The sequence below is a fragment of the Azospirillum sp. TSH58 genome, assembly GCF_003119115.1.
Classification (GTDB): Bacteria; Pseudomonadota; Alphaproteobacteria; order Azospirillales; family Azospirillaceae; genus Azospirillum.
In genome coordinates, this window is record NZ_CP022367.1 from 843,118 (window position 1) to 865,793 (window position 22,676).

Genomic DNA, 22,676 nt, shown 5'->3' on the forward strand with positions numbered 1-22,676 from the left:
GAGAATGAAGAACACCCCCGCCGCCATGAAGTCCGCCGCCAAATCCGCCGCCATCAACCCCGCCTTGGCCTGCGTGATGGGCGACATGGACATGGTCCGCCCGCTGGGGCTGGCCGGGCTGCGCTGCGCCGTGGTCACCCATCCCGGCGCCCCCGCCCTGCACTCCCGCTTCACCAGGGACGCCATCCTGTGGGACGACCCGGCGCGCAACCCGGACGGGCTGGTCGAGGTGATGATGGCCTTCGCCAAGGACCAGCCGGAAAAGCCGGTCCTCTATTTCCAGGACGACACCCAGCTCCTGCTCGTCTCGCGCAACCGGGACCGTCTCGCGGAGGGGTTCCGCTTCGCCATCGCCGACGCCGAGCTGGTGGAGGATCTGGTCGACAAGGGCCGCTTCCAGGCGCTGGCCGAGCGGCTGGACCTGCCCGTCCCGGCGACCCGCCGCCTTTATCCGACCCGCGAGGCGGCACCCGACGTGGTGGACCTGCGCTTTCCCCTGATCGTCAAGCCGCTGACCCGCCGCCGGGTGTGGGACGAGGCGGACGGCTTCGCCAAGGCCATCCAGGTCGATTCCGCGGAGGAGCTGCGCGCCCTGTGGCCGCGGCTGGCGGCGGTCGGGCTGGACCTGCTGGTGCAGGAGATGATCCCCGGCCCGGAGACGCGGATCGAGAGCTACCACGTCTATGTGGACGAGGGCGGCGGCGTGGCCGGGGAGTTCACGGGGGCCAAGATCCGCACCTACCCCCTCGCCTACGGCCACAGCACCGCCCTGACCATCACCGACGCGCCGGACGTGGCGGCGCTGGGCCGCTCGCTGACCGAACGGCTGGGCCTGCGCGGCGTCGCCAAGTTCGACTTCAAGCGCGCCCCCGACGGCGCGCTGCATCTGCTGGAGGTCAACCCGCGCTTCAACCTGTGGCACCATCTGGGGGCGGTGGCCGGGGTCAACCTGCCGGCGCTGGTCCACGCCGACCTCCTCGGCCTGCCGCGCCCGGCGGCGGGCAAGGCGCGGGCCGGGGCGCGCTGGTGCCACATCACCAAGGACCGGCTGGCCGCCAGGGACAGCGGCCTGTCGATGGCCGCGTGGCTGCCCTGGGTGCTGGGTTGCGAGGCCAAGGCCATCGCGCTCGACGACCCGATGCCCTTCCTGCACAACCAGCTCGCCCGCTTCCTGCCGTCGCGCGCGCCGCAAGACGCGCCCGGCGGTGCGATGAAGGCCCAATGAGGGCGTCGCCGCGATGAAGATCGGCATCCTGTCGGACATCCACGCCAACCGCGAGGCGCTGGAGGCCACGCTGGCCGACATGAGCGGCGCGGGGGTCGGGCGCGTCGTCTGCCTGGGCGACGTGGTGGGCTACAACACCGACCCGTCGCCCTGCATCGCCCTGCTGCGCGCGGCCGGAGCGGTCTGCGTCGCCGGCAACCACGACCGCGCGGTGACCCGCCAGATCCCCACCGACGGCTTCAGCGTCCGGGCGATCCGGGCGATCGCCTGGACGCGCAAGCGCCTGCCGCCGGAGGACGTCGCGTGGCTGTCCGCCCTGCCGCTGAAGACCAGCGTCGGCGACCAGCTCGTCGCCGTCCACGGGGCGCTTCATGTGGACCGGGGCTGCGAGCTGGTCCGGCTGAACAGCGAGGACCGGCTGCGGCGCACCGCCCAGGCCCTGCTCGCCCATCCCTCCGGCGCCCGCGTCTGCGCCTACGGCCACACGCACCGGCTCGGCATCCACGAATACCGCAACGGCGAGCTGTGGGAGCACGATCCCGACAGCGAGGTCGCCCTGCGCGGCGGCTCCTGCTATCTGCTCAATCCCGGCACGGTGGGGGAGCCGCGGACGGAGGAGCGGCGGGCAAGCTGGATGCTGTTCGACACCGGCCGCAGGACGGTGAGCGTGCGGCGGGTCGCCTACGACGACCGCGCGGCTTTCGAGAAGACGCGCCGGGCGGGGATCGAGCCGCGGCGCCTGCTGGCCATCCCGGCGCCGGTGCGCGCCGCGCTTCAGGGGGGGCTGCGGCGAATGGGGATTTACGAGATGGTGCGGCGGGTCATCAACTCGTGACCCGCTCTTTTACTGAACGGTCGCCAGCATCAGCAGCGATGCGCCGAGCGGCAACAGGGCGAGCAGCAGCTTGAGCATGGGTCCGGCCATCGGGGTCTCGTAAGGGGGGGCTCCAAACGCGCGCGACTGTAACCGGACGGCGGGCGATTTTCTGTGACAAATCCCACAACCCAGCCATCCATTCCCGCGTCCTGAAAAATTTTCCTTTTGATCCAATCTCTCGGAAAATCCGTATCAACTCTTTGGTGCTATCGTCGGTTCCGCCGCAGGGCGGGCCATCCCGGAAGGGGCCATCGGCAACCGGCGGCATCCAACAAGTCTTCGACGATACGGACCGGCGGGAGTGTGGACAATGAATTGGTTCCGAAACGCCAAGGTCGGCCTTCGGCTGATGCTGAGCTTCTCCAGCATCCTGGTGCTGATGGTCGCCCTGGCGGCCATCGCCATCTACAAGGTCAACAGCATCAACGACAGCCTTTCCACCATCAACGACGTCAACAACGTCAAGCAGCGCTACGCCATCAACTTCCGCGGCAGCGTGCATGACCGGGCGATCAGCCTGCGCGACGTCACGCTCCTGTCCGACGCCGCGGCGCTGAAGGCCGAGCTTGCCACCATCGACCGGCTGGCCGCCGACTACGCGCGCTCCGCCGAGCAGCTGGACCGCATGTTCGCCGTCGGCACCCACATCACCGCCAAGGAACGGGAGATCCTCGCCTCCATCAAGCAGACGGAGGCCAAGACCCTGCCGCTGGCCCGCGGCGTCATCGAGGCCCGTCAGGCCGGCGACACCGACCGCGCCGTCAAGATCCTGGTCGAGCAGGCCCGCCCCGGCTTCACCGAGTGGCTGGCCCGCATCAACGCCTTCATCGACCTCCAGGAAGCCGAGAGCCAGGCGGTGGCGAAGCACGCCCGGACGGTGTCCGAGAGCTTCCAGGTTCTGATGATCTCGCTGTGCGCGGTGACCGTCCTGCTCGGCGCCGGCCTCGCCTGGTGGTCGATCCTGACGGTGCGACCGCTGCGCCGCCTGACCGACACCACGCTGAAGCTGGCCGAGGGCGACCTGACCATCGCGGTGCCGCAGGCGACCAGCCGCGACGAGGTCGGCGAGATCATCCGCGCCGTCCAGGTCTTCAAGGACAACATGGTCCGCGCCCGCCGCATGGAGTCGGAGAAGGAGGAGACGGAGCGCCGCGCCGAGGCCGAGAAGCGCGAGGCGATGAACGGGCTGGCCGACCAGTTCGAGCGCAGCGTCGGCTCCATCGTCGAGCTGGTCTCCCACGCCGCCGCCGAGCTGGAGGGCGCCGCCCAGACGCTAAACGCGACCATGGAACGCGCCAACGATCAGGCCGGCACCGTGGCCGCCGCGGCGACCCAGGCGACGGCCAACGTGGAATCGGTGGCCACGGCCTGCGGGGAACTCGCCGGGTCGGTCAGCAGCATCGGCCAGCAGGTCCGCCAGTCCGCCGACATCGCCAACCGCGCCGTCCGCAACGCCGAGGACACCCAGGCCACCGCGGAGGGTCTGGTCAGCACCTCGCAGAAGATCGGGGAGGTGGTGCAGCTCATCAACTCGATCGCCCAGCAGACCAACCTGCTGGCGCTGAACGCGACCATCGAGGCCGCCCGCGCGGGCGAGGCCGGCAAGGGCTTCGCGGTGGTGGCGAGCGAGGTGAAAAATCTCGCCAACCAGACCGCCAAGGCGACGGAGGACATCACCGCCCAGATCGCCGGGGTTCAGGACGTGACCCTGCGCACCGTGCAGTCGATCCGGGAGATCGCCCAGGTCATCGGGGAAAGCAGCCAGATCGCCGACGACATCGCCCAGGCGGTGGAGCAGCAGGGCATCGCCACCCAGGAGATCGCCCGCAACGTCCAGCAGGCCTCGGCGGGCACGGCGGAGGTGTCGGGGGCCATCGTGCAGGTCAGCGGCGCCGCCTCGCAGGGCGGGACCGCGGCGGGCCGTGTGCTGGGCAGCGCCCAGGAGCTGAGCCGCTCCGCCGCCCGCCTGCGGACGGAGGTCAGCGGCTTCCTCGCGAAGGTCCGCGCGGCATAATGAGGCGATCTATTCCCTCTCCCCTCCGCTCACGCGCAAACGCAGTTTGCGCTGACGCGACAGGCGGACCTTTGGTCCGCCGAAAGCGGGGAGAGGGTTAGGGTGAGGGGGTTGCGCGTGTCGGAACGTCCGGCATAAGCGCACCCCCCTCACCGGCTCTCAGCGGATGCCATAGGCATCCGCCTGTCGCCGTCAGCGCTGGCTGAAAGCCAGCGCGAGAGGCCCTTCGGGCCACCCTCTCCCCAGAGGGGAGAGGGCTATATCGGGCCTCACGCCGGGGAGCGGTCCTTGTACTTCACGATGACGTACAGCGCGTGGATCATGCCCGGGATGTAGCCGAGCAGGGTCAGCAGCACGTTGATCCAGAACTGGGCGCCAAACCCCACCTGGAGGAAGACGCCGACGGGCGGCAGCAGAAGCGCCAGGATGATGCGTATGATGTCCATGCCGCGATAACGCTCCCGCCCCGCCCCCGGTTCCCTTCGCCTTTCGCGATCCTCAGCCCAGCAGGCCGATCTGGTCGAAGGGCAGATGGTCGAACCCGTGCTGGTACACCGCCGAGCCCGCCACCGGCGCGAAGTTGTCGTGCGCGGCGTCGGTGAACTGCGGGTCGAAGGTGAAGGACCCCTTGTCGTAGCCGGCGGCCTGCCACTGCGCCAGCGTGCCCGTGGCGCCGCTCGCCATCACCTGCGGCCAGGCCTGGAACAGCGCCTCGTTGGGGTCGAGGTCGGCGTAGAAGTTGCCGGTGAAGGTCCCCGCCGTCTTCGGCCCGTCGATGGCGACGGCGCGCCCGTCGCCGGCGTCCACGATGTTCTGGGTGATGGTGTTGTTCGCCATCGGCGTGCCCTTCCAGCCGCCCCAGCCGACGCTCTGCTGCAGGCCGATCTGGGTGCCCAGATTGTCGGCCAGGATGTTGTCGGTGACCGTGTTGTTCCAGCCGCCGTGCAGGAAGATGCCGCCGACGTTGTCGTGGACGACGTTGCCCTTCACCGTGGTGCCGCTGGTCCAGTCGTCCAGATAGATGCCCCAGCTCACCAGCTTCGTCGGGTCGAGGAAGGTGGGGGAGACCTTGCCGTCCCAGGTCACGTTGCCGAAGGCGGTGGTGCCCGACACCTCGTTGTAGGCCACCGTGTGGCCGGCCAGATCCTGCTGGCGGTTGATCAGGTAGATGCCGCCGCCGTCGCTGGTCTCCTGGTTGGCGCCGACGATCTTGTTGTGGGTGATCGTCGCCCGGTAGGTGGCGTCGCCCGAGGCCTGGACGGAACCGACCGCGATGGCCTTGCCCGGCGTGTCCTCGATCTGGTTGTGGGTGATGGCGACGTCGTTGCTGCCGTTCACCCACAGCGCGTCGCCGCCGTGGTCGACGGCGCTGGCGTGCTGGATCAGGTTGTCCGACACCTTGGTGAAGTTGGACCCCGCCTTGACGTAGACGGCCTCGCGCCCGGTCTCGGCGAAATGGTTGCCGGAGACGGTGCTGTTGGCGCTGCCCTCCACCGTGATGCCGTAGCCGGTGTTGGTGACGGTGTTGTTCTTGAAGGTCAGGCCGGCGGCGTTGTTGGCGTAGACCGCGTGGCCGTCCGGCGCGCCGTCGGTCAGGGTCAGCCCCTCGATCGTCACGTTCTTCGCACCGCCCAGCCCGATCAGCACGGGAAGCTGCGCCGCGACGACCTTGTGCCCGGCGACCGCCCCGCCCTCCGGCTTGAACAGCACCTGGTTGGAGGCCTTGTCGAAGAACCACTCCCGCGCGGTGTCGAGCTGGTCCTTGCCGTTGAACAGGTAGAAGCGGCTGCCGGCGCCGAGCGCGTCGTAGGTGCTCTGGGCCAGCGTGATGGTGTTGCTGGCGTAGTCGATGCTCTTCACCGGCACGGTCATGTTGTCGTAGCCGTGCTGGGTGAAGACGCTGACCATCAGCCCGTCCGTGCTGGAATAGGTCGGGATCGCCCCCGCCTTGAAGCCGAACTGGGTGTAGGCGTTGGCCCCGGCCTTGGTGGCGATCAGCCAGCCGCCGTCGATGGGATGGCTGGGGTCGGCGTTCGGCGTGCGGGCGACCGTCTGGCGGTCGCCGTCCATCGACAGGTCGAGCACCGCCTTAGACCCGCCGGGAAGCTGCGCGCTGTAGAGGCCGTTGCCGCGCGACACCCAGTTCTCGACCAGCGAGCCGCCGTGGAAGACCGGCTTCTCGCTGCCGTAGGCGGCGAAGCGGACCCCGCTGTCCTGGCCGTCCAGCCAGAGCATGTCCTTCATGTAGTAGTCGCCGCCGCGGACGTAGGTCACGTCGATGTCCGGGTTGGCGCGCATGGCGTCGCGGGCGGCGGTCAGCGTCGCCTTCGGCCCGTCGGTGCCGTCCGCGTTGGGGGCGGCCAGCTTGCCCGACCAGCTGTCCTTGCCGTTGGTCGCCACGAAGATCGCCGGCCCGGTCGGGGCGGGGGACGGCGTGGGCGTCGGGGTCGGGGTCGGGGTCGGGGTGGGAGTCGGCGTGGCCGTGCCGGTCGCGAAGAAGCTCTTGTCGGCGTCGACGACCAGCGTGCCGTTCCACCACATCCCGGACTGGCCCTTGACCACATCCTTCCCGTCGAGTGCACCCTTGTCGTAGGTGACGATGCTGTCGGTGGCGGAGACGGACTTGCCGTTGATCGTGACCTTGTTGACGATCAGCGAGCGGTCCTGCCCGTTCACCACGGCGTCGTTGTCATACTGGATCTGCACCTTGTGCGCCTGGTCCGGTGCCACGTTGGCGGTGAAGCTGTAGTCCTTGGCCGATGTGCCGACCGTGCCCTCCCCCACCTTCTTGCCGTCGACCATCAGGTTGAAATGCGCGTTGGTGCCGCCCGCCGCGATGCCCTGTGCGTTCACCACGAAGGTCGAGGTTCCGGCGGCCGGCGCCGCCGGGGCGGGGAAGTCGGAGGCCGGGGTGTCCACCACCAGCGTGCCGTTCCACCACAGGCCGGCCTGCCCCGTCACCACGTCCTTGCCGTCGAGAGCACCCTTGTCATAGGTGACGTTCGCGTCGGTCGGCTTGTGGGTCTTGCCGTTGATGGTGACCCCGCTGACGATCAGCGAGCGGTCCTGGCCATTCACCAAGGCGTCGTTGTCGTATTGGATCTGCACCTTGTGCGCCTGCGCCGCGGTGACCGGCACCGTGAAGCTGTAGGCGGTCGGGCTGGTGGCGTTGACGGTTGCCTGGCCCACCTCGACGCCGTCGATCAACAGGCGGAAATGCGGCCAGATGCCTCCGGCGGACTGCCCATAGGCACTCACGACAATCTTGGCGTCGGTCTTGCCCGTGGTGGTCGAAGCCATTGGATGGTTCCCTCGCTCTTATGCTCAACGGCGGCGAGCATGGCGGGGCCGGCCGGACATTTGTGCGCCATTTTGATAACAGGCGAGGGCCACCGGGTCCGTGCTTCTATCCGCCACCGCCTATGACGGGAGAGGCGGTTGAACGGGAGTCATACGCACCAAAGCGCAGGCTCCCCCGGATTAAAGCGAAGCCTTACGTGTTGATGGCTTATACGGAACCAAGAGGCAGAGACCCTATGAAGAAGATCGCTGTTACCGCCTTTGTCGCCCTGTCGCTGGCCGCCTGCCAGAGCGGCGGCGGCGGCCTCGGGACCAAGCAGACGGTCGGCGCGCTCGGCGGCGCGGCGGCCGGCGGCGTGATTGGTTCGCAGTTCGGCGGCGGCACCGGCAAGCTCATCACCACCGGTGTGGGCACGCTGCTCGGCGCCTATCTGGGCAGCGAGCTTGGCCAGTCGCTCGACCGCGCGGACGAAGGCTACGCCCAGCGCGCCGCCACCCAGGCCTACGCGGCGCCGATCGGTTCGACCATCCAGTGGAACAACCCGGAATCGGGGAACCGCGGCACCATCACCCCGGTCCGCGACGGCCGCGACAACTCGGGCAACTACTGCCGCGAGTACCAGCAGACCGTCTATGTCGGCGGCAAGGCCGAGCGGGCCAACGGCACCGCCTGCCAGCAGCCGGACGGCAGCTGGCGCATCGTGTCCTAACACCCGGCGTGTCCTAACACCCGGCGCCCCCGCCCCGGCCGTCCCTTCCGCACCCCGCGGAAACGTCGGCCGGGGCGGGAGCCCCGTCACGGCGCGGGAAGCGCAAGCAGCCGGATCGCCACCTGCTTGGTGTGCGGGCTGACGGCGATGATCTCCCAGGCCGCGCCGGACTCCTCCGCATATTCCATGAAGGCGCGGTACTCGTCCTCACGCCACGTCCGGTTCCCGATGAACTCGTCGAAGACCAGCACCGTCCCCGCCCGGAAGCGGGGCGCCAGGGCGGTCAGCACCGTCCGCGCCGACGAGTAGATGTCGCTGTCCACATTGACGAAGCGCACCGCGCCGCCGTGGGCCGCCAGGAAGCGCGGCAGCGTGTCCTCGAACCAGCCCGCGTGCAGCACCGCGTTGCCGCGCACCGGCGGCAGGCTCTTGCCCGTACTGAGCACGCCGCGCGGCGCGTTCACCCAGCCCTCCGGCAGCCCCTCGAACGAATCGAAGCCGTGCACGGCCTGCCCGGCCGCGTCGGCGATCTGGTTCAGCGAGGTGCCGCGGCGCACGCCAAACTCCAGCACCAGACCGGGCACCTCCGCGCGCTCCAGCGCGAATCGCAGCAATTCCGCCCCGACGCCGAACAGCCGGACGTCGGCCGCGAGCTGCGGCCGGATCGCCGTCACCGCCTCCACCAGCGGCAGACGCTTCGGCTGACCGGCCAGCTTCGCCGCGAACAGGTCCTCCGCCTCCGCGTCGCGGCCCAGCAGAAGCAGGTAGGCGCACAGGAAGCCCCAGTATTTGCCCGCCGCCCCCGGACAGTCCGCGGCCCGGCGCAGGCGGCGCAGCGCGTCCTCGACCCCGTTCAGGCCCAGTGCTGCGGCGTGGCTGCCGAACCACGCGGCGGCATGCTCCGGATCGTCGGCCAGCCGCTCGTCGAAGACGGCCAGCGCGCCCGCGGCGTCGCCGAGATGGGCGAGGCTGACCGCCCGCTCATAGAGAATGTCCGCGGACCGGTTCCCGGCAGCCAGCGCCTCCCCGGTCACCCGGAGCGCCTCCTCATAGAGGGCATCGCGGCGGTAGGCGCCGGCCAGCGCCTCGCGAAGGCCGGGAAAGGCGGGATCGACCGCCGCGACCCGCTCCAGCCAGCGCACGGCCTGCAGGCGGTCCCCTCCGGCCAGCACGGCCTGGGCCAGATGATGGAGGGTCTCCGCGTGCGCCGGCTCGCGCGCCAGGGCACGGCGCAGGGCGGCGGTGGCGGTGGCGGCGTCACGCCGGCCGAGTGCGGCCATGCCGGTCAGCCGGTCGCGCTCGGCGGACCCGCCGGCCTCCGGCGCCGTGTCCCGCAGCAGGCGCACCGCCTGCCGGTAATGCCGCGCCGCGATCAGGCGGCGCGCCTCGGTCAGAACCTCATCCACGGGGAAAACCTGTCGGTCGGGCATGGTCGGAATGGGGCACAGATGCCCCGTGAAAGCGGCGGGATGCAAGCGCCGCCTGTGGCCCTCGCGGGGGTGAAAAGAAAGAAATGCCCCCTTCGATATTTTTCCCTTTGACAGGGGGCCGCCTGGATTGCTATTCACCCGCTCCCGCCGGACGCTGCCGTAGCTCAGTGGTAGAGCACTCCCTTGGTAAGGGAGAGGTCGAGAGTTCAATCCTCTCTGGCAGCACCATGGGGCCGTAGCTCAGATGGGAGAGCGCCTCGTTCGCAATGAGGAGGTCAGGGGTTCGATCCCCCTCGGCTCCACCAACTTCTTCGGCGGTTGGTTGGTTGACTTGAGTAAGTTGGGTGAGGTTGAATTTAGTGCTTGCTTCGGCGGTCTTTGTTCTTTAGAAGATCGCCAACGACGCGGGTGTAGCTCAGTTGGTTAGAGCGCCGGCCTGTCACGCCGGAGGCCGCGGGTTCAAGTCCCGTCACTCGCGCCACTTTCTTGTGGTTTGGTTAGGTATCTCGCGGTTTGGTCCTGTAGCTCAGCGGGAGAGCACTACGTTGACATCGTAGGGGTCACTGGTTCAATCCCAGTCGGGACCACCATTGGGGGATCGTCTAGCGGTAGGACAGCGGACTCTGACTCCGCCAGCCTAGGTTCGAATCCTAGTCCCCCAACCACCTTCTCCAAATGGCCAACACTTTCAGGAACTTACGGGCTGCGCGCACCCCGCAACGCCGGGCGTGTGCGAAACTGACTCGCAACGCTGTCGCACATCGCGCACCCCGGCCGGCCTGGAGTGACCGAGCGTGGCGAAGCTGGCCCACCTCTCTCTGCGTTCCGGAATCTGGTATTGGCGGCGACGCTGCCCGCGCGCTCTTCCCTGCGGCGATCATCGGACGACATACGAGATGTCGCTCAAGACGGGCGACCGGCGCACGGCCATTCGACGGGCTCTTGCGCTCGATCTCGCGTTGGAAGAAGTCATGCTCATGGAAGTCCCGCCGCCCGGTCTCACCATCCGCACGCTGATGGTCAACCTGCGCAACGAGCTGGTGCTTGAAGGCGAGATGGAGCGCGCGTCGCGCCCGACGGCGCCCAGCGCGGCCTTCGGAACGCTTCCCGCGTCGAACCCGACGGGCTTGGCTGGATCCCCCCTGGCCGATCTGATGGCACTCAGCGAAATGCCTTCGGTTCCAGATGAAGACCTGATCGAGGAGCATCCTCTTGGCCGACGCTCGTCTGGCGATGCGCCGGCCGCGGGCGCATCTACGGCAACGGACGCCGTGCCCCCGCCAGATCTCGCCACACCGGCACGGCGCGCGGCCTACTTTGCGGGTCTGTCCCACTACATGACGCAGGCGGTCCGTAGGAATGACCTCGAACTGGCGGATGGCGTCGTGGAGCGCTTGCTTGGCGAGCACGCCTCTGGGGTTCCGCTTGACGTTTCCGCGCGGAACCTGCTTCGACGCTCGGTGCTGCGAACATTGGCAGAAGTGCATGGGATCAATGCCCGTCGGGAGCGCGGAGATTACGGCGCCTTCCCAGCCGATGACCCCACCCTGGACATGCCCTTGACGCCCGCCATCGTGCGTCCCGGAACCGCAGAGAAGGTTGAAGCCCCCATAGCGGCGCCGACCTGTCAGGAACGCGGGAAGCTCCTGTCGGAGGTTCATGCAGAGTATGAGCGGTACATGATGTCGTCGCTGGCCAAATCCGACCGCTGGACAAACCAGACGAAGTTGCAGAACGCCATGACGATCCGTCTCCTCATTGAGTTTGCGGGCGACCGTCCGATCAATGGCTACGGCGAGGACGAGGCGCGCAGCTTCAAGGTTGCCTTGGAGCATCTTCCGCGCATGCACGGGCGGTCCCCTGATTGGAGGGTGCCGATGCGCGATGCTGTCAAGCGCGTAAAGGCGCTGGTCGAGAGCGGGGAGAATCCGCCCGAATGCCTAGGGTCCGGACTCATAACCAGTAGGCGACGGTTGCCACGATGTGGACGGCGGCCATGAAGTTGGTGGCGGAGCGGTCGTATCGGGTGGCGATGCGCCGGAAATCCTTGAGGCGTCCGAACATGCGCTCGATGACGTTACGGTTCCGATAAAGGTAGGGAGAGAAGCAGTTTTTCCAGCGCTTGTTGGCGCGTGGCGGGATGTTGGGCGCGGCTCCCGCCTCTTCGATCTTCCGGCGAACAGCGGCACTGTCGTATCCCTTGTCGCCGTGCAGGAGATTGGTGGCGGGCATCCGGTCGAGCAGACGGTCGGCGGCGGTGCAGTCAGCCACCTGACCGCCGGTCAACAGGAAGGCGAGCGGCCGACCGCGCGGATCGCTCAGGGCGTGGATTTTGGTGGTTCTCCCACCTCGGGACCGTCCAATGGCCTGGGCGCGCTCCCCCCTTTCCCGCCACTCGCTGAACGATGGGCGCGGACCGCCGTGGAGTCGATCATCACCTGGGCTGGTGGGCCACCTGCCGCTGCCAACGCATGGAAGATGTCCTCCCACACGCCTTTGGCCGCCCAGCGGACGAAGCGGTTGTAGAGCGTCTTGCGCGGACCGTAGACCGGCGGTGCGTCCGCCCAGCGCCCACCCGACTTCAGCACATGGACGATCCCGCTGATCACACGTCGGTCATCCACGCGCGGCTTGCCTCGGGTATCGCGCGGAAGGTGTGGCTCAAGCCGTCCGAACTGCTCCACCGTCAACCAGAACTGACCGTCGTTCATAACAAAGCCCCTTTCCAGGGCTTTGAATCACAACGATTCCCTTCGGGAAAGGCTCTTTATGGGTCCGGACCCTAGCAATGAAGACCATCAAACGGCATATGTCGGCGCTGTCCGGCCTGTTCTCCTGGGTGAAGGAGCGGCCCGAGGATTACGGTTATAGGGGAGCGAACCATTTCCAGGGGCATCGCTACGGTCGTTCAGAAGTGAAACGCTGGATGTGGGAGACTGAAGATCTGCAAGCCCTGTTTAACACGCCGATTTGGACTGGCTGTGATCTGAGTCGCCGCGCGAAGCCGGGAACTGCATTGGTCTACGACGCTTACTATTGGCTTCCTCTACTCGCTACGTACCATGGTCTTCGCCAAGAGGAAATCGCTCAACTTCGCGCGTCGGACATCCAAGAAGAAGATGGCATCTGGTTCATCAACATTCATTCTGAAAATGGGAATCACGTAAAGACGGAGGCTGGCGAGCGGCGAGTTCCGATCCACTCGTACATAATCTCGCTCGGCTTTCTCGATTATGTCTCCATTTTCCGTAGAAAATCGGATAACCATCTTTGGCCGACTCTGAAGCGTGGCGGCCCGGATAAAAAATTTTCTCACTATTACACACAGAGGTTTACCGAATACTGTCGCCAGACCGGCATTTACGATGAATCGCGCCCCTTCCATGCATTGCGTGCCTCGTTCCGCATCTTCCTTGAAGACACACAGGCGAAATCCGTTCACATCTCCAAAGTAGTTGGGCATAGCCTCACAACGGAACTAGGAGAGGGCGGCCGCTATACCAAAAAGTTCAATATGTCTACTCTCAAGCAGGTGGTGGACAAGTTTGACCCCAAAGTAAATTTGCCTCATCTTGTGCGTTTTGATCCGGCTAAGCATCGAATTCAACCTTGAGCGAGCATCCAGCGTTCTCGCGTCAGGCGCTAGCTTTCCCAGATCATTCACCAGCGCCTTGGCGCTACCCGGAAGCGTACCGTCGGGCACCACTGCGGGTAGCCGCTCAGGGTTTGGCAGGGCGCGGATACGAATTCGTTACGGAGCAAAATGCCCTGGCTTTCATGGTCACAGCTGGTCAGCACGGGCGGACAGCGGGCACGTTCTCTGCGCCGAACTGCAAGCCTCCTCCAAAAACACAGTGATCATTCTCGACGCTGCGGCGAGGATCGGCAAGGTTGGCAGGCCGTGGCAGAACAATTCCTCGTGTGATCAAAGGTTTACCGACAGAACAAAGATCGGCAGGCACATCGGCAGAATTCTGAACGCTGGCGTAGAAATCAACAGAAAGACCAAAGGGTTAGCGGATTGGAAGATCGGCAGATGATGAACGGGGGAGCGGGACAACTCGGCCGGATGCGTCCATTCTGTCGAGATGGTAGCCCATTCCGCCCGGTTCTGTGTACAGCCGCGTTCGGGACCAGCAACGCGCCCTGCCGAAAAGAAGGCGCCGTGCCAAATGGGTCGAGGCAGGGAGCCCGTATCAGGAGCCGAAGCGCGGTCGGTTCCTATAGAGGGGCGCACCAGGACGCTCCGGCGCCCCCACCTACTGCGCAGCGCCCTTGCTCACGAGATGCACACGGATGACCGGGCGGTCGAAACCGCGGAGGAGAACCAAGCCGGCATCGAGGGCCGTGTCGAGGTCTTCTACGATGTCGAAGATGTCCTGTACCGACAGGGAAAGCCGGTAGTCCATCGCCTCTGCTGCCTGGACGATCATGTCCAGCGTCCGCCGCTCGGCGGCGCCGCGCTGCCCGCAGGCCCAGCGCTGTAGGGTTTCCTGAAGCCAATCTACGAACTTCATGGTCGCCGCGTTCTGTTCCGCTGTAAGCACACGGATGATCGCGTCGTCTTCGATGCACGCGGCCAGGGCTGCGCCGCTCCGCACTGGAGTGGTCATCATCACGGGTCGTCCTGAGTTGCGACCGCCCGGTGTGGCGGCCCGCAGGGCAGCCGCCACACCGGGTGGACGCAACGCCGACGCGTCCCAACCACTGCCTGTCACCTCGCATACTCGTCGCGGATCCGGGGCTTGGACGGCTGGAGAGGCTGCAGGGCAACGCCACGCTGCCGCGCAACCCTTGCGATGACCGAGTAGGCGTGCCGGTGTTCGTTCCGGCGCCCCTCCTCGCCCGCCTCACGCGCTGTCCGTTCGGTTGCCCGCGCGGCCTCCAAGAAGTCGTCCTTGCTCATCGCGTTGAGCCGCGCCTCCAAGGCTTTGACGGCCTCGGTCGCGGCGCTGGTCAACCGGACGGCGCCCGCCACCACGCCCGATGGCCGCGGCTTCTCGCCGGTCATGGCCTCCAGCGGCTCCTGGATTGCCGGGGGTGGCTTCACGCCGCCCATGATGGGCGCCGCTTCCGCGTCGGGGTTCACCTTGTCGGGCTGCCCAGTCTGCTGGCCTTCCTCCTGCCGCGGGCTCCTGTTCAGCGCCTCACCGCGCGCTGGAGCATCATCGCGCCGGCTGGCGAGCGCAGAGGAAAGATCGCCCGGCTCCTTGCCATGACTGATGGCATCCATCAGCAGACGCCACGCCGCCTTCGCCGGTTCGACCAGCCCGGCCTGCCGGGCAAGGAGCATCACCAATCGCCGGCCGTGGCGAACCAGTGTCTGATATGCGCGCTTCCACCCCTGCGCTTCCAGTTCCGCCTGCTCGCGGCTGGCGCGCTCCCGCGCAAGCTCCGCATTCCGCCCTTCGATCGCCGTCGTGAGGATCGCCAGAGCCGTGGGAACCCGCTCGGCAGCGGCACCGCGGAGGTGCACACCGTGTCTGATATGCGCGCTTCCACCCCTGCGCTTCCAGTTCCGCCTGCTCGCGGCTGGCGCGCTCCCGCGCAAGCTCCGCATTCCGCCCTTCGATCGCCGTCGTGAGGATCGCCAGAGCCGTGGGAACCCGCTCGGCAGCGGCACCGCGGAGGTGCACACCAAGCGCCCGCACCGGCGCGTCGGTCGTGTCCCGAGGCGTGGTGTAGGAGCCGGGGCGCTCATCTGGTCTCCGGCGTGTCTGGCCGGGACAGTCACGCGGTCGCAGCGGGCAACGTGAGGGCGAGATCATCGCGCAAGGGGGCGATGGTTTCCAGGGTCATGTAGCGTGCCCGCTGCACCGCCCATTCGTCGTTCTGTTCGAGCAGGATGGCGCCGATGAGCCGGGTGATCGCCGCCTCGTTGGGGAAGATGCCCACCACCTCGGTGCGCCGCTTGATCTCGCCGTTCAGCCGCTCCAGCGGGTTCGTGCTGTGGATCTTGGCGCGGTGCTCCTTGGGAAAGGTCATGAAGGCCAGCACGTCCTCCTCGGCCTCGTCGAGCAGGGTGGCCAACTTGGGCAGCTTGGGGCGGACCTGATCGGCCACCTGGCGCCACTGCGCCTTGGCGGCGCCGGCGTCATCCTGGGCGAACGCGGTGGCGATGAAGGCCGACACCACGCGCCGGCCGCTCCGCCCGGCATGCGCCAGGGCGTTGCGCATGAAGTGCACCCGACAGCGCTGCCACGTGGCGCGGAACACCTTGGACACGGCGGCCTTGATGCTTTCGTGGGCGTCGGAGATCACCAGCTTCACCCCGGCCAAGCCGCGGCGCTTGAGCTTGCGCAGGAACTCGATCCAGAAGGTCTCGGCTTCCGAGGCGCCGATGTCCATGCCCAGCACCTCGCGCCGGCCGTCGGTGTTCACGGCCACCGCGATGGTGACCGCCACCGAGACGATGCGCCCGTTCTGGCGAACCTTCACGTAGGTGGCGTCGATCCACAGGTACGGCCAATCGCCTTCGATGGGACGCTCCAGGAAGGTCTTCACCCGCTCGTCGATCTCCTCGCACAGCCGGCTGACCTGGCTCTTGGAGATGCCGCTCATGCCGAGCGCCTTCACCAGATCATCCACCGAGCGCGTCGAGATGCCGTGGACGTAGGCTTCCTGGATCACGGCGGTCAGCGCCTTCTCGGCCATGCGGCGCGGCTCCAGGAAGCCGGGGAAGTAGCTGCCCTTGCGCAGCTTGGGGATGCGCAGCTCGACGGTGCCGGCTCGGGTCTCCCAATCACGCTCGCGGTAGCCGTTGCGCTGAACCAGCCGCTCGGCGGAGCGCTCACCGTGGGCGGCGCCGGTCAGGCCTTGCACCTCCAGTTCCATCAGCCGCTCGGCCGCGAAGCCGATCATCTCGCGCAAGACGTCAGCGTCAGGGCTCTTCTCCAGCAGCGCGCGAAGCGCCATCATCTCGTCGGTCATCGTGGTCACCCTTCGGTCGGGTTGAGGTGTGGTGACCAGACTCTACCGAAGACCCACGATGACCGCCCCGCTGTGGAAAACCGGCCCGCCTACGCCAGCTCTGGGGGCGCTTCGGCGGGCCGGCTCCCCACAGCTCCTACACCACGTTCAGGGACGTGACCGGCGCGTCCAACAGGGTGGCCACCTCGTCCAGTTCCCGGTCACGGTTCGCCTGCGCAATCGCCCGTAGCTGGGCGCCGGGTTCGCCGGGCAGGACCTCCGGCGTCAGCCCCGCTGACCGCGCCGCCTCCTCCACGGCGTCGGACTGTCGGCTGGCAGCCTGCAACCGCTTGCGCAGCTCAAGCGCCAACTGTTCGTCGGCAGCGTCGGTGTCGATTGTCTGGCGCACGAGGCGAAGTGCCTCTTCGGCACGGTGACGCCCTTGCCGGTCTTCGTCGGCCTGCCGGGCAGCCGCCGCTCCGGTGATGGTCGCAGACTCGGCGCTGCGCTTCGCCTCGGTCAGTTGCTGCCGCAGTGAAGTCCCTTCCGCGCGCAGGGCACCACAGTCCGCTTCCGTTGCCCGCCGCTTCTCCTGCTCCAGCACCAGAGCGGTCTTCGTACGTGCCAAGTCCCTGGTGAGTTCCTCGGCGCGCATCTCCGCCGACGCACGCGCCTGCTGCTCACGCGTCAGCGCGCCGCGCGATCTCTCGTACGCGGTCGCCATGGCGCCGCGGGCGACGGTGACGATGCCGTCGGCCAGAGACACCGCGGCATCCGGCTGCGCCTGCCCGGTCGCCGCAGCGATGGTCGCAACGCTCCGCGTGGCAGCGTCCAGTTCCTCCCTCAGCCGCGCCGCCTCCATCGTCGGTTCCGGCGCCGTCGACATCCTGTCACTTGCCCCAGGACCGGCGGTCCCGACGGTCCCCGGTTCGGGCGCACGCACTTTCCGTTCCGCGTCGCGGGTCTCCAGGTAGTCGAGCACCATCGCGTGTATCCCGCTCCACAAGGCGCGGTCATGCCAGTCAACGACCACACCGGAAGGAGCTTCGACCCTCACCATCCCACCCGTTTCCCGGCTGAAGCGAACCCCTTGCGCTTCCAGTTCCTCGATCCGGACAATGGCCCGAGCCAGACGCACCGATTTTTTGTCGGGCGCTGCGCGTCTGGACTTTTCGAGTTCCGCCACGATGGCATTGAATTCATGAGGCATGACGTCCACTCCTCCAAAATCCAGAGCGCGCCCCTCGACGACCGGGTGATAGGCCGGACCGAGCGGCACCTGGGAAAGCGGTTCATGGTGCGGCCCGACGGCGCCGAGGTCCTGCTGTTGACGGTGGCGATGCCACTTCGACCGCTGATTTACGCGATGGGTCGCCCCGGCCTCGGCCAAGGCCTGGTTGCACAGGTGCTCCCACAGCTTGCGGCTTCCGATCAGAAGGGCCTTCCGCGACAGGTCGCGGTCCTTCGGGCCGAGGGCGCCGTCGACGAGCGGGCGCGTCGTCGCCAGAACGTGCGCGTGCGGCTGGTAGACGACGAGGCGCCCATCGGGCAACTCCAGGGCGTGGGGGCCGTCCACCGGGGGAGTGCTGGGGACACGGGCCACCGGGATCACCGGCCACCCGAGATCGACCGTGTTCGCCAGCCTCTCGGCGGCGGCCGGCACCCTGGGGTCCAGGGGGCGCCCATACAGATGGATCGCAATGTCGGCGATCAGGTTGCGTGATCCGAGGTGCTCATCAACGAAGCGCTCCACCGACCGGATCGACATCGCGATGGGGATCTCCCGGCTGAGCGACAGCGTGTATTGCAGCGCCAGCGTCGCGTCACGGCGCCGTTCGCTGAGTTCCACCCTGGTCCACAAGGTTTGACGGTCGGCGCACCAAGCGGGCGCGCCCGCGGGCACGCGGATGTCGGTGTGGTGAACGCCCGACTTGCCCGTGAAGTCCGCAACCGCCGACACAGGATCCTGCCCCTTCGCCGCCCACGCCTCCCGCAGGTCGGCGCCGATGGTCAGACCGACCCCAGCTTGGTAAGCGGCCGCTGCGATGACGGTGCGGAACCGTCCACCGGATTGATAAGCCGCCGAGGCCCCGGCCTTCGCGCCGGCGCCGCGGGAGAGCATGCTCTGTTCAATGCGAAAGTATCCCAGGTCCGCCACGGCATCGGCACCTCCACGCCGTCGTCGATCCGGCAACCGGCCCTGGCCGGCCCCGGAGGCGTTGCGGCCCGCCGCAACGCCTAACTGCACACTTCATCGCTCGAGGCTGCCCGTGGCGAGGGCCGGAGGTCCGACGCCCGGGCAGCCTGGCTCGGAAGGAAGCCTATGGAGGGTTCCGCCCCGCCGCATCGGGCGCCGGGCAATTTTTTGGGTGTTGTTCTGCATTGGCCCCGGCAATCCCAGGGACATGCGCCGTACCCAGGCTCGGAACCGAGCTGTGGTCATCCGATCATCGAGGGGCACCACCAGCGACCCCTGTGGATCGTCCTGGTACATCACGCCGTTGAGAGTGGAAAGCGGCTCGGCGCGATCTGACGGAATGAGCCGCCGCAGGAGCGTGGAAGCGAAAGCCGTCCCGACATTCCCAACCAGAATTTGCCTCACCCGACGCTTTGGCCTCGACGACGGCAGGCGTGTGTTCATCCGGGTAGCGGGTAGCGGGTAGGCAGGCGTTCGGCGGAGACCGTTTGCGATTCCGCAATGCCCCTTCCCCGGCCAGAAAAAAATGGCAGATCACGGGTACGCTGACGCCATGGCGTCGCCATCTGCGAGGTTTGTAAATGTCTTCCCAGAAGAGCGATCCCACGCTCTACGCGGTAATCCGAACTGCCGTGATTACGTTGGTTAGCCGCAAGATCTCCCCGACATACGACGACGTCCGTGCTCAGATCGGCGGCGGCTCTTACCGGGACATCGGCCGCGAAATCCGGGCGTTGAAGGCACAGGAACCTGATCTTTTCGTCGTCGATGAACCCACGACGAGTCCCGCAGATGTAGAACCGCCCGAGAGTGGGTCCGAAGTACGAAACCGGACGGCTGAAGCCCATTTCCGTCAAGCCGTTGAACAAGCGTTGAAGGCCTTCTTCATTGCGACCGAAGCGGCCCGGTCCGAAGAGAGGCGGTCCAGCGCCCAGCGGCAGCCCCTGGCATTGGAGGGCGTTCAGCGTTCACTCGCTGCCAGTCAGGAACGGCAGAACGGCCTCACCATGCGACTCGCGACCGCAGAGAAGGAGTACGAGAAACTTCTTGCGGATTTTGACACTGCCGTCGAGGAGCAGGAGCGGCTCCGGATCGAGCTTGCGGACAGCGAAGCCAAAATCCTGGCGTTGGAGGAGGCCGTCGAGGACGGTAGGCGTCGGGAAGCTGAGGCACAGACCGAGCGACAGGAGATGCGCCGTCAATTGGAACAGTTCACAGCCGAGCGTCACGAGTCTCTGTTGGAGCAGATCCGTGCAGACGTGGCCGCCAGAGCTCACTTCGATCAGGCGCTTCAGGATACCCGGGAGGAGATGGCCCGCCTCCAGGAGCAGGTGGAAGTCTTGAAAACGTCAGTTGCGCCTTCCGCGCAGTCGAGTCCTCGACCGGCGGCGCGGAAGATGCTGCCCGCCGATCAGCCTGGCCTGGGTCTTGCGGAGGCCGCTGTGTCGGGCGGCGCCTGAGCCAGACGTTCTGTAAGAGTGCGTAACAAAACCGGCCGGGAACGGTTGGTAGGGGCATGGCAGCCCCTCTTGTTTGCGACGCCTTGTGGGCGATCATCGAACCGCTGATCCCGCCGGAGCCGCCCAAGCCGAAAGGCGGACGGCCCCGGTTGGACGATCGTGCGGCGCTGACCGGCATCCTGTTCGTGCTGCGCACGGGCATCCCTTGGGAGCTTCTGCCGGTGGAGATGGGCTGCGGCTCGGGGATGACCTGCTGGCGGCGTCTGCACGAGTGGCATCGGGCTGGGGTGTGGGAACGGCTGCATCGCGTGCTGCTCGACCGGCTCGGCTATGCCAACGCCATCAACTGGGATCGTGCGGCGGTGGACAGCGCCAGCGTTCCAGCAAAAAGGGGGGCGAGGAGACCGGCCCGAACCCGACGGATCGCGGCAAGCCGGGCTCCAAGCGTCACATCCTCGTCGAAGCCAATGGCATCCCCCTCGCCCTGAAGATCTCGCCGGCCAACCGGCACGACAGCAAGCTGCTGGAGACGCTGGTCGATGCCGTGCCGGCGATCCGCCAGTGTGCGGGCCGGCCACGGCGTCGCCCGGCCAAGCTTCACGCCGACAAGGGCTACGACTTCGCCCACTGCCGGAGGGCGCTGCGCCAACGAGCGATCATTCCGCGGATCGCCCGGCGTGGCGTCGAGAGCAGCGAGCGTCTGGGCCGACACCGATGGGTGGTCGAGCGTACGCTCGCCTGGTTCGCCCGCTTCCGCCGCATCGCCGTCCGCTACGAACGGCGCGCCGACATCTTCACCGCCTTTCACCACATCGCCGCCAGCCTCATCTGCTGGCGCTTCGTCCAAAGATGGTTCTGTTAGGCGTTCTAAAACGTCCCAGTCGGGCGGTCTGCCCAACGGCTCCAAAGGCGCTCTCACATGGATGGTTCGACGGCGCTTTCCTGCGAACCCATCACACAGCTGCAGTGAACGCGCAGGCAGGACGCCAAGCCATCTCCATCAGTACCGCTCAATACGGCGCCGAAGGCGTGCTCCGCAACGTAATCGGCTGTGGCATAGGCGGAGGCGTCCTGGTCCAGCGCAGGGACGATGATGAACGCGGCATGGGCTCTGCGGTCGCGATGGCGCAGGGCATCTCGGTAGACGTGCAGATCACGCAGCGCGTCATGCACGGCGGCGCGGCTGGCGCGGTATTTGGCGTCGAGAATTACCCACCCGTGGCAGTCGCCGTCCGTCTCGAACACGATGACGTAGTCGGGACGGAGTTCCCCGCTCAGGCTGCGCCACATGTTGGGCTTGCCGGAATGCGCCCGGAACGTCTGCTGGTACAGCAGCCGCACGGACTCGGCCGGCTGCCCATCCCGCTGCCATTCAACAGCGGCATGAGGTTTCTCCTCGTGCACATCGCCAGCCGGTTCGGACCAGCGCGCCGTCCAACCCGGGCCGAGCGCCGCCTGCACCGCGTCGGCCAACCTGTAGAAGACCACCGACTCGTACAGGTCGTAGGTCCGCTTTACGCTGGCCTCCAGCGCAGACTCAACATCGAGCTGCAGGCCGGCGCCGAGCAGCCGGTGCGCCAGACGCTGGACCGCGGCCGCGGCGGGCAGGTCCGCCAGCGCCTGCAAGGCGCCCTCCCGTGCCGGTTCGGGCGGCGACTGTCGGAAGGCAGGGGCGGACAATGCGTCGGCCAGCGCGGCGCGATGCTGACGGCATTGCTCAGCAACCCGCGCGGCATACCCACGAACAAACGGATCGATGCGCCAGTTGCCGCTGCCGGCCAATGTCTCGAACCGGCGCGCCGTGGCATCCACCATCTGGCGCACCCGCAAGAGCTGGAAGTGGAGATGGCGGGTGACCGGGTGGTCGTGGTTGGTCACGGTGATCGGCTGCTCCACGCTGGGCAGCACGGCCAGCTGCTCCCCGGTGCCCCGGTCACCTGGGCGCAGAGCCAGCAGGGTCCGCGCATGGTTGGCGAGCCAGCGTACCGTCTGGGTGTCGGGGCGCCGCGCCATGGACAGCGGCGCCAGGTCGCGCCGCCGCACCGCGATCGGCGGGTCGCGCAGGAAGCGGCGGAGGTGGCGCAGCATTTCCGGCATGAGCGCGTCCAGCACCGCCGGGAAGATCGCTGCCGCCGTCGGACCGGCGATGCGCCCACCCTGCTGCCCCGGCGACATGCCCCAGGGCAGGGCGGCGGAGCGCTCCGACAGCTCATTCAGCATGGCTGCGAAGGCTTCGATGCCAAGCTTCCCAGGGTGTGGCTGCACATCGAGGATCAGCCGGCGCCGACGCTCGCCCACGGCAACGTGCAGGCTCGTGCGTCCCGCCCAGCTGTCGATGACGAACTCGTAGGCGGCTTCCACTTGCCCTTCCACCATGCCTAACCGGGCCGGTGCGAGGTCGTCGCCCCCCATATGGACCGTTGGCGCCTCCGCCGCCCTCACCCGCAGCTGCAGCCGGTCTCCCTCGGTGCAGGCAACGATGGCGTCCTCGTCCGGCGGGGTCGCGTCCTGCCAACCATTGCTCTTCCGGTACAGGGAAAGCGTGATGTCCACA

Annotated in this window: 17 protein-coding genes and 5 tRNA genes; 13 read left to right on the forward strand and 9 right to left on the reverse strand. The window is 67.3% G+C overall.

The annotated features are described in order from the left end of the window. Positions 1–4 precede the first annotated feature (4 nt). The 3 genes from TSH58p_RS25350 (at position 5) to TSH58p_RS25360 (ending at position 4,116) form a co-directional block, all read left to right on the forward strand. A complete protein-coding gene (locus tag TSH58p_RS25350) occupies positions 5–1,225 on the forward strand; it encodes an ATP-grasp domain-containing protein (RefSeq protein ID WP_109469548.1) in 1,221 nt (406 codons plus the stop codon). Between the two features lie 13 nt (positions 1,226–1,238). After that, entirely contained in the window at positions 1,239–2,060 is an 822-nt protein-coding gene (locus TSH58p_RS25355) for a metallophosphoesterase (RefSeq protein ID WP_109469549.1), read from the forward strand. A 352-nt stretch (positions 2,061–2,412) separates the two neighbouring features. Continuing rightward, on the forward strand, positions 2,413–4,116 hold the full coding sequence (locus TSH58p_RS25360; RefSeq protein ID WP_109469550.1) for a methyl-accepting chemotaxis protein: 1,704 nt from the start codon (positions 2,413–2,415) through the stop codon (positions 4,114–4,116). A gap of 269 nt (positions 4,117–4,385) precedes the next feature. On the opposite strand, the gene TSH58p_RS25365 is transcribed toward TSH58p_RS25360, so the two are convergent. Together TSH58p_RS25365 and TSH58p_RS25370 are read right to left on the reverse strand one after the other, a co-directional pair. Next, complete coding sequence (locus TSH58p_RS25365; protein ID WP_040134614.1) at positions 4,386–4,562, reverse strand: YqaE/Pmp3 family membrane protein; 177 nt, start codon at positions 4,560–4,562, stop codon at positions 4,386–4,388. Positions 4,563–4,614: 52 nt separating this feature from the next. Then, on the reverse strand, positions 4,615–7,416 hold the full coding sequence (locus tag TSH58p_RS25370; protein WP_109469551.1) for a carbohydrate-binding domain-containing protein: 2,802 nt from the start codon (positions 7,414–7,416) through the stop codon (positions 4,615–4,617). A gap of 236 nt (positions 7,417–7,652) precedes the next feature. On the opposite strand from TSH58p_RS25370, the gene TSH58p_RS25375 reads away from it, so the two are divergent. Continuing rightward, entirely contained in the window at positions 7,653–8,126 is a 474-nt protein-coding gene (locus tag TSH58p_RS25375; protein ID WP_109469552.1) for an RT0821/Lpp0805 family surface protein, read from the forward strand. A gap of 86 nt (positions 8,127–8,212) precedes the next feature. Here the strand turns inward: TSH58p_RS25375 and TSH58p_RS25380 are convergent, their stop codons facing one another. Continuing rightward, the gene (locus tag TSH58p_RS25380; protein ID WP_247874319.1) at positions 8,213–9,532 is read right to left on the reverse strand and encodes a class I SAM-dependent methyltransferase; all 1,320 of its coding nucleotides are present in this window, start codon (positions 9,530–9,532) and stop codon (positions 8,213–8,215) included. A 177-nt stretch (positions 9,533–9,709) separates the two neighbouring features. Between TSH58p_RS25380 and TSH58p_RS25385 the strand changes: the two genes are divergently transcribed. From TSH58p_RS25385 to TSH58p_RS33685, 6 genes are all read left to right on the forward strand, one after another. After that, a tRNA-Thr gene (locus TSH58p_RS25385) sits at positions 9,710–9,784 on the forward strand. Position 9,785: 1 nt separating this feature from the next. Further along, positions 9,786–9,861 (forward strand) — tRNA-Ala (locus TSH58p_RS25390). 99 nt (positions 9,862–9,960) lie between these two features. Next, positions 9,961–10,037, forward strand: a tRNA-Asp gene (locus TSH58p_RS25395). A gap of 34 nt (positions 10,038–10,071) precedes the next feature. Beyond that, positions 10,072–10,146: transfer RNA gene (locus tag TSH58p_RS25400), tRNA-Val, on the forward strand. Position 10,147: 1 nt separating this feature from the next. Then, positions 10,148–10,221, forward strand: a tRNA-Gln gene (locus TSH58p_RS25405). Positions 10,222–10,350: 129 nt separating this feature from the next. After that, positions 10,351–11,556: a DUF6538 domain-containing protein gene (locus TSH58p_RS33685; protein WP_199230255.1), complete on the forward strand. Its 1,206-nt coding sequence runs from the start codon at positions 10,351–10,353 to the stop codon at positions 11,554–11,556. On the opposite strand, the gene TSH58p_RS25415 is transcribed toward TSH58p_RS33685, so the two are convergent. Continuing rightward, positions 11,510–12,267, reverse strand: a protein-coding gene (locus TSH58p_RS25415) for an IS5-like element ISAzba5 family transposase (RefSeq protein ID WP_109469197.1) whose coding sequence is annotated in 2 segments (ribosomal slippage) — positions 11,510–11,934 and positions 11,934–12,267 — 759 coding nt in all. Because the reading frame shifts where the segments join, the coding sequence is not laid out codon by codon here. The genes TSH58p_RS33685 and TSH58p_RS25415 overlap by 47 nt on opposite strands. Positions 12,268–12,344: 77 nt before the next feature. Here TSH58p_RS25415 and TSH58p_RS25420 point away from each other — a divergent pair. Continuing rightward, the gene (locus TSH58p_RS25420) at positions 12,345–13,169 is read left to right on the forward strand and encodes a site-specific integrase (RefSeq protein ID WP_109469553.1); all 825 of its coding nucleotides are present in this window, start codon (positions 12,345–12,347) and stop codon (positions 13,167–13,169) included. Positions 13,170–13,815: 646 nt separating this feature from the next. Here the strand turns inward: TSH58p_RS25420 and TSH58p_RS25425 are convergent. The 4 genes from TSH58p_RS25425 to TSH58p_RS25440 all read right to left on the reverse strand — a co-directional run bounded on the left by TSH58p_RS25425 (position 13,816) and on the right by TSH58p_RS25440 (position 18,623). Then, on the reverse strand, positions 13,816–14,172 hold the full coding sequence (locus TSH58p_RS25425) for a hypothetical protein (protein WP_109469554.1): 357 nt from the start codon (positions 14,170–14,172) through the stop codon (positions 13,816–13,818). 98 nt (positions 14,173–14,270) lie between these two features. Then, positions 14,271–15,032 (reverse strand): hypothetical protein, encoded by a 762-nt coding sequence (locus tag TSH58p_RS25430; RefSeq protein WP_204165727.1) that lies wholly within the window; start codon positions 15,030–15,032, stop codon positions 14,271–14,273. A 254-nt stretch (positions 15,033–15,286) separates the two neighbouring features. Further along, a complete protein-coding gene (locus tag TSH58p_RS25435; protein WP_109469057.1) occupies positions 15,287–16,486 on the reverse strand; it encodes an IS256 family transposase in 1,200 nt (399 codons plus the stop codon). A 136-nt stretch (positions 16,487–16,622) separates the two neighbouring features. Continuing rightward, positions 16,623–18,623 carry a MobA/MobL family protein gene (locus TSH58p_RS25440; RefSeq protein ID WP_109469555.1) on the reverse strand — a complete coding sequence of 667 codons (2,001 nt, stop codon included), beginning with the start codon at positions 18,621–18,623 and terminating at the stop codon, positions 16,623–16,625. 620 nt (positions 18,624–19,243) lie between these two features. Here TSH58p_RS25440 and TSH58p_RS25445 point away from each other — a divergent pair. Beyond that, positions 19,244–20,122 carry a DNA-binding protein gene (locus tag TSH58p_RS25445; RefSeq protein WP_146205934.1) on the forward strand — a complete coding sequence of 293 codons (879 nt, stop codon included), beginning with the start codon at positions 19,244–19,246 and terminating at the stop codon, positions 20,120–20,122. 56 nt (positions 20,123–20,178) lie between these two features. Then, positions 20,179–20,984 (forward strand): IS5-like element ISAzba7 family transposase gene (locus tag TSH58p_RS25450; protein ID WP_109072006.1). Its coding sequence is split into 2 segments (ribosomal slippage): positions 20,179–20,506 and positions 20,506–20,984, totalling 807 coding nucleotides; the frame shifts between segments, so codons are not numbered across the junction. Positions 20,985–21,037: 53 nt separating this feature from the next. Here TSH58p_RS25450 and TSH58p_RS25455 read toward each other — a convergent pair. Then, the gene (locus TSH58p_RS25455; RefSeq protein ID WP_109072007.1) at positions 21,038–22,675 is read right to left on the reverse strand and encodes a nuclease domain-containing protein; all 1,638 of its coding nucleotides are present in this window, start codon (positions 22,673–22,675) and stop codon (positions 21,038–21,040) included. Position 22,676 lies beyond the last annotated feature (1 nt).